9 protein-coding genes are annotated in these 10,992 nt (G+C 72.8%); 1 reads left to right on the top strand and 8 read right to left on the bottom strand.

The window, feature by feature from the left end; genetic code table 11:
• Positions 1 to 67: 67 nt before the first annotated feature.
• Complete coding sequence (locus tag ACFWNV_RS19860; RefSeq protein WP_383948444.1) at positions 68 to 1,786, bottom strand: discoidin domain-containing protein; 1,719 nt, start codon at positions 1,784 to 1,786, stop codon at positions 68 to 70.
• Between the two features lie 369 nt (positions 1,787 to 2,155).
• Here ACFWNV_RS19860 and ACFWNV_RS19855 point away from each other — a divergent pair, with 369 nt between their 5' ends.
• Positions 2,156 to 3,148, top strand: coding sequence for a LacI family DNA-binding transcriptional regulator (locus ACFWNV_RS19855; protein ID WP_383948441.1), 993 nt, complete (start codon positions 2,156 to 2,158; stop codon positions 3,146 to 3,148).
• Positions 3,149 to 3,224: 76 nt separating this feature from the next.
• Here the strand turns inward: ACFWNV_RS19855 and ACFWNV_RS19850 are convergent, their stop codons facing one another.
• The 7 genes from ACFWNV_RS19850 to ACFWNV_RS19820 all read right to left on the bottom strand — a co-directional run.
• Positions 3,225 to 4,064, bottom strand: coding sequence for a PaaX family transcriptional regulator C-terminal domain-containing protein (locus tag ACFWNV_RS19850; protein ID WP_383948437.1), 840 nt, complete (start codon positions 4,062 to 4,064; stop codon positions 3,225 to 3,227).
• Between the two features lie 63 nt (positions 4,065 to 4,127).
• Entirely contained in the window at positions 4,128 to 4,871 is a 744-nt protein-coding gene (locus tag ACFWNV_RS19845) for an Asp/Glu racemase (protein ID WP_383948543.1), read from the bottom strand.
• Between the two features lie 113 nt (positions 4,872 to 4,984).
• Positions 4,985 to 5,899: a fumarylacetoacetate hydrolase family protein gene (locus ACFWNV_RS19840; protein ID WP_383948435.1), complete on the bottom strand. Its 915-nt coding sequence runs from the start codon at positions 5,897 to 5,899 to the stop codon at positions 4,985 to 4,987.
• A gap of 113 nt (positions 5,900 to 6,012) precedes the next feature.
• Positions 6,013 to 7,125, bottom strand: a complete 1,113-nt coding sequence (locus ACFWNV_RS19835; protein WP_383948432.1) for a cupin domain-containing protein — start codon at positions 7,123 to 7,125, stop codon at positions 6,013 to 6,015.
• Positions 7,122 to 8,162: a carbon-nitrogen hydrolase family protein gene (locus ACFWNV_RS19830; protein ID WP_383948429.1), complete on the bottom strand. Its 1,041-nt coding sequence runs from the start codon at positions 8,160 to 8,162 to the stop codon at positions 7,122 to 7,124. Before ACFWNV_RS19830 ends, ACFWNV_RS19835 begins: the two co-directional genes overlap by 4 nt.
• Before the next feature lie 16 nt (positions 8,163 to 8,178).
• Positions 8,179 to 10,470, bottom strand: a complete 2,292-nt coding sequence (locus ACFWNV_RS19825; RefSeq protein WP_383948426.1) for an FAD-dependent monooxygenase — start codon at positions 10,468 to 10,470, stop codon at positions 8,179 to 8,181.
• Positions 10,461 to 10,992 (bottom strand): acyl-CoA thioesterase (locus tag ACFWNV_RS19820; protein WP_383948423.1); only part of this gene is annotated, 532 nt, incomplete at its 5' end. The genes ACFWNV_RS19820 and ACFWNV_RS19825, both read right to left, overlap by 10 nt.

Here is a 10,992-nt window from a genome sequence, read left to right as displayed (position 1 = left end):
CCGCCGCGTCGCCCGCGCCCCCCGTGGCGGCGGCCCCCCCGCCGGCCACCGGCGCCCCCCCCTCCGGTCACTGGTAGACGCGTACGTAGTCGACGAGCATCCGCGCGGGGAACGGAGTGCCGGCATCCGTCGGACCGGGCCAGTCACCGCCCACCGCGAGGTTGAGGATCATGTACGAGGGGTGGTCGAAGACCCACGGGCCGCGGGTGCGCTCCACCTGCTCCTTGTCGAGGGTGAAGACGGTCCGCCCGTCCAGGCTGTAGACGATGCCCCTGCTGTTCCAGTCGGCGGCCCACACGTGGTAGTCGTCGGAGAAGTCCGCGTCCCCGGGCAGCCTGTACGGGCCGCCGATCCCGCCGCCGCCGTTGTACGCGGGGGCGTGCACGGTGGAGTACGAGGTCTTCACGTCCTTGCCGAGGACCTCCATGATGTCGACCTCGCCGTTGTACGGCCACGGTCGCCCGGTCAGGAAGTCGCCGCCCATCATCCAGAACGCCGGCCACAGCCCGTTGCCCTTGGGCACCTTGATCCGGGCCTCGACGCGCCCGTACGTGAACTGGAACGTGGCCCCGGTGTTCATCCGCGCCGAGGTGTACTGGCAGGTGGTGCTGCCGGTCAGCGGGTCGGGCGGGCAGCCCTTGCCCGGCGTGGCCTCCTTGCGGGCCTCCATGACGAGGTGGCCCGCACCGTCCGTCGCCGCATTGCGGTGGTCGGTGTAGTACTCCAGCTCGCCGTTCTGCCCGGTGCCCGGGTCCGCCCGCCACTTGGCCGGATCGGGCGTGCCCGCCGCGGGCCCGTCGAACTCGTCGCTCCACACCAGCCTCGGCGGATTCGCGGGGTCCGGCGGGAGCGGCGGGGGAGTCACCGGCGCGCCGCCGGTGCCGTAGACCTGGAACTCCCACAGGGAGTAGCCGTACGGGGTCGCGCGCTCGGTGCCGTACATCCGCACGTACCGCCCGGAGCCCGAGACCGTCAGGGTCTGCTTGAAGCCCGTGCCCGCCGTCGTGGAGTAGACCGGGGTCCAGGCGTTCCCGTCCGGGGAGACCTGGACCTGGAAGGACTTCGCGTAGGCCGGGTCCCACTGGAGGACCACCTTGTGGATCTGCGCGGGCGCGCCGAGGTCCACGGAGATCCAGCCGGGATCCGTCCAGCCGGTGGCGGGGCTGGTCGCCCAGCGGGAGGCGGGATCGCGGTCGAAGGCCCTGGCCGGGGTGCACTCCCAGCAGTTCCCGTCGGCCTGCGAGGAGGAGGCCGCGCCCGTCCTGCCGTACGAGAGGAGCACGTCGCCGCCGCCGTCGCCGGTGCCCGGGGTGCCGTAGACCTGGAACTCCCAGAGGGAGTAGCCGTATCCGGTGGCGCGCTGGGTCCCGTACATCCGCACGTAGCGGCCGGCCGCGGAGACGGTCAGGTTCTGGGTGCCGCCGGCTCCGGTGGTCGTCGCGTAGGCCGTGGTCCAGTTCGCGGCGTCGTTCGAGACCTGGATCTGGAAGGCCTTGGCGTAGGCGGCCTCCCAGTTGAGGGAGACCCGGGAGATGGCGGCCGCGGACCCGAGGTCCACCTGGATCCACTGCGGGTCCGTGAAGGCGCTGGACCAGCGGGTGCCGGCGTTCCCGTCGACGGCGCTCGCGGGGTTGTAGCCGGGCTCGCTGCCGGAGACGGTGACCGCTCTGCCCTGCGACAGCAGGGTCTCGGCGGCGCGGGCGGGGGAGGCGGGGAGGGTGCTGAAGGTGAGGAGGGTGAAAGCGACGGCGAAGAGTAAGCCGAGGCGGCGCAGCGACGGAGGCACGGCGGCTCCTGGAAACGAGAGGGGGGGAGAGGGAGTCGGAGACGAAGAGTGGGGGAGCGCTCCCTGAGGGGTGAGGATGGGGCGGCCCCCGAGGACTGTCAAGGTGTCCCGTCATCTGCCGGATACACGGCCGACTTCGATTCGTCCACTGATGGAGCGCTCTCTCGGTTCCCGTGCGCCCCGCGGTGATCCGGGCTGACCAGGGAGGATCCAGAGCAGGTGGCCACCCTGCCTCCGGTCGCCGACAACGCCCTCGAAAATGTGGACTGTTGACAGTCGATCAGGCTCCGGTCCACCATCGCCGGAGAACGCTCCCCCCGGACCGTCCGTCCGACCCGGCGGCGCGCTCACCGAACGGAACGGGCCGCCATGAGAAGACCCACGCTGGAAGTGGTCGCAGCCCGCGCGGGCGTGTCCCGGTCGAGCGTCTCCCGTGTCGTCAACGGGGAGACCACGGTCGCGCCCGAGATCCGCGAGGTCGTCATGCGGGCCGTCCGCGAACTGGGCTACGTGCCCAACGCCGCCGCCCGCAACCTCGTCACCCGCAGGACCCACGCCGTGGCCGTGGTCGTCTCCGACCCGCCCCAGGGCGTGGTCTCCGACGACCCCCTCTTCTCCACCGTGGTCCGCGCCGTCAGCAGGGAACTGGAGGCCGCCGGAAAGCAGGTGGTGCTCATGCTGGCCGAATCCGACCGGAGCCGGGCCCGGGTCGAGGAGTACGTGGCCGGCGGGCACGTGGACGGCGTCATGCTCGTCGCCCTGCACGGCACCGATCCGCTGCCCGCCGCCCTGGCCCGGACGGGCCTGCCGGTGGCCTCCTTCAACCGCACCTGCGCGCCGGACGTGCCGTACGTGGAACTGGACAACGCGGCCGGCGCCGCCCTCGCCGTACGCCACCTGCTGGAACGGGGCCGGCGCCGCATCGCCACCATCACCGGACCGCTGGACCTCTTCGAGTCCCGCGAGCGACTCGACGGCTACCGCGCCGCCCTGCGCGGCACGGGCCGCCGCTCCATCGTGGCGCTGGGCGATTTCACCCGGGCCTCCGGAGCCGAAGCCATGCGGCAGCTGCTGGAGGACGACCCGGAGCTGGACGCGGTGTTCGCGGCCAACGACCTCATGGCCATCGGCGCCCTGCGGACCCTGCGACAGGTGGGCCTGCGGGTTCCCGAGGACGTGGCCGTCGTCGGCTTCGACGACATCGAGGCCGCCGCCTACACCGTCCCCGCCCTCACCTCCGTGCGCAGCCCCATGGCCGACCAGGCCACGGCCACGGTGCGGCTGCTCCTGGGCCTGATCGAAGGCGGCTCCAGGGACCGGGTGGTCATGCCGAACGACCTCGTGGTCCGCGAGTCCTCCTGAGGGAGCGCTCCCTCAGGTGCTGTGTCCCTCAGGTGCCGCTTCCCTCAGCTGCCGTGTCCCTCAGGTGCCGCGTCCCTCAGCTGCCGTGTCCCTCGGAAAGCCCCGTCACGTCCTGTACGTGGCGCAGGCCCGGCCCCGCCAGGACCTCGTGCAGCTGCTGGAACACCTGGCGGGCCGCCACGGCGTTCCAGTCCGCGGGGAGCAGCTCGGCGGGCAGGCCCGGGTCGAGGTAGGGCAGTCGACGCCACTCGGTGAGCATCGGCACGTAGTTGCGGAAGGCCTCGGCGGCGTCGATGCCGTCCTGCCCGGCGAGCTTCGCGGCGACGGAGGCGTACGAGCCGGTGAAGGTGGCGTACTGGGCCTGGATCGCGGGGAAGTCCCACCAGGAGCTGACCGCCTCCGGCAGGTCGCTGAACGCGGCGTAGTCGGCGGCGGCGAACAGGTGGACGTACTCGCTGAGCCCGAGCCGCACGAGCATGTCGCGCGCGTCCTCCAGGAGCCGGCCCGGCGCCAGCCACACGCCGGGGGCGATGTTGCCGAAGCCGAGCCAGGTCAGCCGGGTGCGCAGCTGGTAGCGGTGGGAGCGCTCGGACTCCGGTACGGAGAAGACGGCCATGGCCCAGCCGTCGTTCAGGTCCGCCGGTTCGAGGCTGGCGAAGATGCGCCGGTCGCCGGCGTCGAAGACGGGGTGCACGGCCGGACTGAGCCGGTACCCGGTGGCTCCGCGGCGCTCCGGTTCCAGCACGCCCTTCTTCTTGAGCCGGGAGATGGCCGAGCGCACCGCCTGGCTCTCGACGCCGAGCTCCGACATGAGCGTGATCAGGTCGGCGACGGAGATCCAGCCGCCGCTCCCGCGCACGAAGGCCCCGTAGACCGTACTGATCAACGAGCTGGGCCTGAGGGGGCTGTCCGACATGATCACCTTCCCGTGGTGTGGGGTGGTGATCCTATCGAGGGGCGGCGGCCGGGTCGCCTCCGGTCACCCCGCGGCCGGCGCCCCCGGGTGCAGGGGGGCCTCGGCGTACGCCCCGGAGAGGAGGTGGCCGGCGCCGGGGGCGACGGCCGGCAGGTCGAGGGCGCGCAGCATCTGATGGGCGGTGCAGACGGCCGCGGAGACCACCGGCTTGCCGAGCAGCTGCTCGGCCTCCTCGATGGCGCCGAGCGAGGGCATCTGCACACAGGCCGAGAGCACGACCGCGTCCGCGTCGGCGTAGTCCAGGGCGCGGGCCAGGCCGGGGAGCCGGGCCGGGTCGTGGGCGGCCACGTCGAGGTTGTTCGGGATCTCCAGCGCCTGGAAGTCGAGCACCTCGATGCCCTCGTGGGTGAGGTAGTCGACCACCGTCTGCGTGAGCGGGCGCATGTACGGGGCCAGCAGGGCCACCTTCCTGGCGCCCATGGTGTGCAGTCCGTGGACCAGGGCGCCCGCACTGGTGACCACGGGCGCAGGGGCGCCGTTCTCCACGGTGCGGGTGTGCAGGCGTTCCTCGGAGGCGCGGTGGTAGCCGAGGCCCATGCTCATGATGGCGACCAGGCAGGCGTAGCCGAGCACGTCGACCCGGGCGTCCGAGAGCTCCACGGCGCAGCGGTCGGAGTCGGCGTCCATGGCCTTGAGCTGCTCCGGCGTCACGTGCGTCATGCGCATGCGGCTGGAGTGGAAGGTGAAGCGGTCGCCGGGCGCGATCTCCATGCGGGCGCGCAGGATCGCGGGGACCTCGGTCTCCATCGTGACGTTGGAACTCGGCACGATCTGGCCGATGCGGTAGGTACGGGGCGGCACGGGTGCTCCTCGGGTCTCTGGCGGGGGTGTCGCGGGTGTCGGGGCGGGTCCCCGCCGGATCAGCGGGCGTCGACGACCGGGTTGGCGAGGGTGCCGATGATCTCGACGGTGGCCTCGACGGTGTCGCCCGGCACGAGGAACTCGGGCGGGACCATGCCGGCCCCGACGCCCGAGGGGGAGCCGGTGGCGATGACGTCGCCGGGCTCCAGGGTCACGCCCGAGCTGATGTCGGCGATGAGCCGGGCGATGGGGAACAGCATGTGCCGGGTGTTCGACTTCTGCTTCGTGACCCCGTTCACCCGCAGTTCGAGGTCGAGGTCCATCGGGTCCGGGACCTCGTCCGCGGTGACCACGGCCGGGCCGAAGGGGGCGTAGGAATCCTGCCCCTTGGAGAAGAACCACTGGCCCGACCGGCGCTGGTCGCGGGCGCTGATGTCGTTGACCACGCTGTAGCCGAAGATGTGGCCGTACGCCTCCTCCTCGGTCACCCGGAACGCGGTCGTACCGATGACCACGGCCAGCTCGCACTCCCAGTCGAGCTGCGTCGTGAGGTCGGCGTTGTGCAGGATCGGCGCCCCGGGGCCGGTGACGGCGGTGGCCGGCTTGCTGAACAGCACCGGACGCGGAGGCAGGTCCTTGTCGGTGTCCAGGCTCCGGCTGGACTCCTCCACGTGCTCCACGTAGTTCAGCCCCACCCCGATGATCTTGCCGGGGCGCAGCGGGGCGCGCAGGGTGACGTCCGCCAGCCGGTGGACGGCCCCGGCGGGCCGGTCCGCGGGGTCGCCGGCCAGCAGGCGGGCGGCCGCCTCGCGGGCGGGGGCGCCGGCCCGGACGAAGGAGAGCAGGTCGGCGGGCAGGTCGACGCCCGCGTGCAGGGCGAGGGCCGCGAGGTCGTACACCAGGCCGTCGGCCTGGGCGCCCAGACGGTCGGCGGTGGCGGTCATCGGCGCGGTCGTGTACGTCACCAGTCGCATCGGTGGCTCCTAGGGGAGAGGGGGTGAGGGGGCGGGGGAGAATGCGGCGGCGCGGGGTGCGCCGCCGCACCGGGACCGGTGTCAGGGCCGGCGGTCCGGTGCGGCGGCGCGGCTCAGGAGGCGGGCTGGTGCCCGCCGTTGTCCGGGTACGCCTCTTCGCGGTGGAAGCCGAGGGACCGCATGACGGGGAAATCGTTGAAGGAGAACAGGCAGGCGTCCTCGGACGGGTCGAGGTTGTGGTGCTCGTGCCAGGCCCAGGACGGGACGCAGAACACATCGCCCTGCTTCCACTCGAAGCGCTGCCCGGCGATCACCGAGACTCCGCGCCCCTTGGCCGCCGTGTAGATCACCGACCCGGTGTGACGGTGGGCCAGAGTGGCCTGGCCCGGGCGCAGGAGCTGCATGTGGGCGCTCATGGTGGGCATCACCGAGCCGCCGGTCACCGGGTTCGTGTACTCCGCGATGACCCCGTCGTACGGGGAGCCCTCGGTGGCCGAGGCCAGTCCGCGCAGGGCCTCGTAGGTCTGCTCCCAGGGGTAGGCCAGCAGCGGGGAGTAGGGGCGGGTCCACTTCTCGGAGCCGTACGGGAGCAGGTTCGCGGCGTAGGTCAGGACCGAGGAGTTCACCACCTTCCCCGGCTGCTGGTACAGCTCGGGGTGCACCTCGTAGAACCCGGCGTCCAAGGCGTTGACCAGCGGGATGTCGAGGCCGTCCTGCCAGATCACCGGGGCGTCCGTGGCATCGTTGCCGTGCTCGTGCCAGGTGCCGTTCGGGGTGATGGCGAAGTCGCGCGGGCCGACCTTCAGCTTCTGGCCGTCCACGATCGTCCACGCCCCGGTGCCCTCGTGCACGAAGCGCAGCGCCGCGGCCTGGTGGCGGTGGGCGGTCATCGCCTCGCCGGGCCCCATGATCTGCAGACCGGTGTAGAGGAGTCCGGCGGCGGCACTGACGTCCCGGCGGCCGGGGTTGACCAGCATCACCACCCGGCGGCCCGCGTCGTCGGCCCGGACCAGGCCGAGCGCCTTGTGCACGAGGGGCCGCAGCTCCTCGTAACGCCACAGCACGGGAACGGACTTGGGCTGCGGGTACCAGGGCTCGATGTCGTTGGCCACCGTCCACAGCGCACCCGCCTCCAGGGCTTCGAGCTCGCCGTAGTAGGCGGTCAGCTCGGGGGTGTCGGAGACCCGGGCGCGGCCGAGCGCGGTGTCGTCCTGGTCGATGGTCATGCGTCCTCCTCGGGGGTGGCGGTGGGCGGCAGAGCGGGGTGCGGGACCGTGAAGGTGACCGGCTGCCGGGGCCGGTTGTCCACTTCGAGGCGGAAGACGTCGAAGCGGTTGTAGTGCCCGGTGATGTCGTGCATCTGCTTGGGCTGGATGCACCGGTTCAGGTCGATCTCGGCGTAGACGATGCCCTCGACGTCGACGAGCGGCTCCGTGACCGGGCGGCCGTCGGGCCCGAAGATGCCCGACAGGGCGCTGCGCGGCCGGGCGAACAGGGCCCGGACCGCCTCGTCCTCACCGGCGACCGCGTCCACGATCTCGGGGGAGACCGTGGAACAGGCGACGACGGAGAAGACCTTGCCCTCGAAGCTGTGGGCCGCGGTCCGGACGGCGATGGCCTCGGCCATGTCGTAGTCCGCGGGCGCCACGGGCAGGGCGATGTAGCAGGCGGCGTGCACCAGTTCGCCCTGGGCCAGGAGCGTGAAACGGGCCAGGGTGTTGGTGTTCTCCCCGCAGGCGAGGGCGCCGATCGGGCCGACGGGACTCTGGTGGACGCGCAGCGAACTGCCGTCGCCACCGGTCCAGGTGAGCTTCTCCGCCCAGGTGGGCACCAGCTTGCGGTGCACACCGAGCAGTTCGCCGTCGGGACCGATGGTCAGCAGCGTGTTGTAGAGCACGCCCAGGCTGTGCGGGGCGCGTTCGTTGACTCCGATGACCAGGACGACCCCGTACTGGCGGGCCGCCGCGCGCAGGGTGTCCACGTGCGGGCCGGGGACGTCGATGGACGCGCGCTGCAGGCGCTCGAACCAGGGCGAGCCCTGGACCGGGTTCATCGTCCAGTTCCAGTACGGGTAGCCGGGGACGAACGCCTCCGGGAACACGACGAGTTCGGCACCCTTCCCCGCGGCCTCCGCGATCAGGGCGACGGCCTTGTCGACGGTGGCGGCGGGATCGAGGTAGACGGGAGCGGCCTGGACGGCGGCCGCGGTGAACCGGGGCAGGTCGCCCGGGGAACGGGTGTGCCGGGTCTCGCGGGTCTGCATGGTTTCGCCGTTCCGTTCAGAGGGCCGGCGCGGCGACGCGCGGCAGCCATCGCTGGTGCACCGGTGCGGCGGGCTGCCGCAGCAGTTCGAGGCGCGGCGGCACCCGGTCGGTGCGCGCGGCCGGCGGCCGGGCGCTGCCGGCCCGCCAGGACCGGGCCCACGGCGCGGCCGGCCCGCGGTACCCCTGGGCCGCGGCCGCGTGCAGGGTCCACAGGGGGTCGTGGAGCTGGGCGCGGCCCACCGCGCACAGGTCCGCGCGGCCCGCCAGGATCACCGAGTTCACGTCGTCGTAGGTGGAGATCGCACCGACGGCGATGGTCGCCACCCCGGTGGTGTTGCGGATCAGGTCCGCGTACGGGGTCTGGTAGCTGCGGCCGAAGGACGGCCGCTCGTGGGAGACGACCTCGCCGGTCGAGACGTCGATCGCGTCGGCCCCCGCCGCGGCCAGGGCGCGCGCGATGTGCACGGCGTCCGCCTCGTCGAGGCCGCCCTCGGCCCAGTCGGCGGCCGAGACACGGACCAGAAGGGCCTTCCCGGCCGGCCACACCGCCCTTACCGCGCCCAGCACTTCGAGCGGGAAGCGCAGCCGGCTCGCCACCGGCCCGCCGTACTCGTCGGTGCGCCGGTTGGTGAGCGGGGAGAGGAACCCGGACATCAGATGACCGTGCCCGTACTGGAGTTCCAGGACGTCGAAGCCGGCCCGGTCGGCGCGCTCGGCCGCGCGCACGAAGTCCCTTACGACCAGGTCCATATCGGTGCGGGTCGCCTCGCGCGGGACCTGGCCGTCCTCGTTCCAGGGCAGGGGGGAGGCGGCCAGGAGCTGCCCCCCTGCGGCCCGCCGGCCCGCGTGGGTGAGCTGGATGCCGAGGCAGGTGTCGGACTGGCCGTGCACGAAGGAGGTGATCCGCCGCCAGGCGGCCTCCTGCTCGTCGGTCCACAGGCCGGGGCAGCCCGCGTCGGTCCGGCCGCCGGCGCCGACCGCCGTCATCCCGGCGACGACCAGGGCCGCGCCCCCGAGGGACTGGGTGCCCAGGTGGACGAGGTCGAAGTCGCCCGGGACCCCGTCGACGGCCGTGGACAGGGCCATGGGCGGTACGACGATCCGGTTGCGCAGGCGCAGACCGCCGAGTTGGAACGGCCGGAACATGGGCGGAACCGGCGCCGAGGCGTTGACGGCGGTGGTGAACTCCTCGTCCCGCACCCGCAGGTTGTCGTAGGTGACCCGGCGGCTGCGCGTCAGCAGGTTGAAGACGAACTGGTGCGGATCCTGGCCGGTGTACCGGTCGATGTTCTCGAACCACTCCAGGCTGGCCTGCGCCGCCCGCTGCGTGGACTCCACGACCGGTCTGCGCTCGGCCTCGTAGGCGGCCAGCGCGCCCTCCACGCCGGGGTGTTCGTGCAGGCAGGCGGCCAGCGCGAGGGCGTCCTCCATGGCGAGCTTGGTGCCGGAGCCGATGGAGAAGTGTGCGGTGTGCGCGGCGTCCCCGAGCAGCACGGTGTTGCCGTGGCGCCAGGTGCGGTTGCGCACGGTGGTGAAGCGCAGCCACTTGGAGTTGTTGGGGATGAGCCGGTGCCCGTCCAGGTGCCCGGCGAGGATCTCCTCGCAGCGCCGGATCCCCTCCTCGTCACTGGCGCCGGGCGCCAGGTCCCGGCCGGCGGAGCCGGCGAAGCCGCCGCGCCGCCAGGTCTCCTCGTCCATCTCGACGATGAAGGTGGAGCGGGTGTCGTCGTACGGGTACGCGTGCACCTGGAGGGTGCCGAAGTCCCGTTCCTCGACGATGAAGGTGAAGGCCTCGAAGACCTTGTCGGTGCCCAGCCACATGTAGCGGCCCGCGCGCTCGTCGAGATCGGCCCCGAAGGTGTCGGCGTAGGCGGCCCGGGTGGCCGAGCGGACGCCGTCGCAGGCGACCACCAGGTCGTATTCCGCGGCCAGTTGCTCCGGCGGCGGAGCCTGCGTGCGGTAGCGGACGTCCACCTCCAGGGCGGCGCACCGGTCCTGGAGGATCTGCAGCAGCCTGCGGCGGCCCAGCGCGGCGAAACCGTGCCCGCCGGAGGTGAGGGTCCGGCCGCGGTGACGTACGTCGATATCGCTCCAGCGGGCGAACTCCGCCGACATCGCGGCGTGGACGGAGGGATCGGCCTGGGCGATGCCGTCGAGGGTCTCGTCGGAGAAGACGACCCCGAAGCCGAAGGTGTCGTCGGGGGCGTTGCGCTCCCAGACCGTCACCTCCCAGTGCGGGGAGATCTGCTTGGCCAGGGCGGCGAAGTACAGGCCGCCCGGCCCGCCTCCGATGACTGCTATGCGCACGGGGCGCCTCCTCGGTTGTTCTCGATCAGTTCGGGGGCCTGCCGGCCGGCCTTCGTGAGGACCTCGCGGACCTCGGCCGGCCAGGGGGTGGTCCCGGTCGCACGGGCGGCGGAGTGGGCGATGACCATGCGGCCGGTGGCGGCCTGTGCCCCCTCCTCGCCGTGCACGGTGAAGGCGTAGTGGAGGGAGCTCGCGCCGACCTTGGTGACGCGCAGCTCGGTTCGCACGGCCTCGCCGAACCAGAGCCGGGCCCGGTAGTCGGCCTCGAAGTGGACGCGGGGCGTGCTGCCGAACAGGTGCGACAGGCCCAGGCGGCGCAGCAGCACGGCCTCGGCCGCCTCGACCCAGCGGATCACGGTGGAGTGGTGGTAGTGGCCCGCCGCGTCGGTGTCGGTCCACTCGACCCGGCGCTCGACGACCACGCTGGGCAGGTGCGGCACCTGCGCCTCGGGACACCCGGCGGCGCACCCGCCGTCGCCGGGGGCCGCGGCGGGCTCCGTGCCCGCGGCTCCGGCCGGTTCT

The organism is Streptomyces sp. NPDC058401 (assembly GCF_042722885.1).
Taxonomy (GTDB): Bacteria; Actinomycetota; Actinomycetes; order Streptomycetales; family Streptomycetaceae; genus Streptomyces.
The sequence above is the reverse complement of the archived record's forward strand: the minus strand, read 5'-3'. Positions and strand labels throughout refer to the sequence as shown.

Excerpts from the sequence above, each read along its gene's own strand:
- ACFWNV_RS19855 (WP_383948441.1), top strand. The coding sequence starts at position 2,156 with ATGAGAAGACCCACGCTGGAAGTGGTCGCAGCCCGCGCGGGCGTGTCC.
- ACFWNV_RS19850 (WP_383948437.1), bottom strand. The coding sequence starts at position 4,064 with ATGTCGGACAGCCCCCTCAGGCCCAGCTCGTTGATCAGTACGGTCTAC.
- ACFWNV_RS19845 (WP_383948543.1), bottom strand. The coding sequence starts at position 4,871 with ATGGAGACCGAGGTCCCCGCGATCCTGCGCGCCCGCATGGAGATCGCG.
- ACFWNV_RS19840 (WP_383948435.1), bottom strand. The coding sequence starts at position 5,899 with ATGCGACTGGTGACGTACACGACCGCGCCGATGACCGCCACCGCCGAC.
- ACFWNV_RS19835 (WP_383948432.1), bottom strand. The coding sequence starts at position 7,125 with ATGACCATCGACCAGGACGACACCGCGCTCGGCCGCGCCCGGGTCTCC.
- ACFWNV_RS19830 (WP_383948429.1), bottom strand. The coding sequence starts at position 8,162 with ATGCAGACCCGCGAGACCCGGCACACCCGTTCCCCGGGCGACCTGCCC.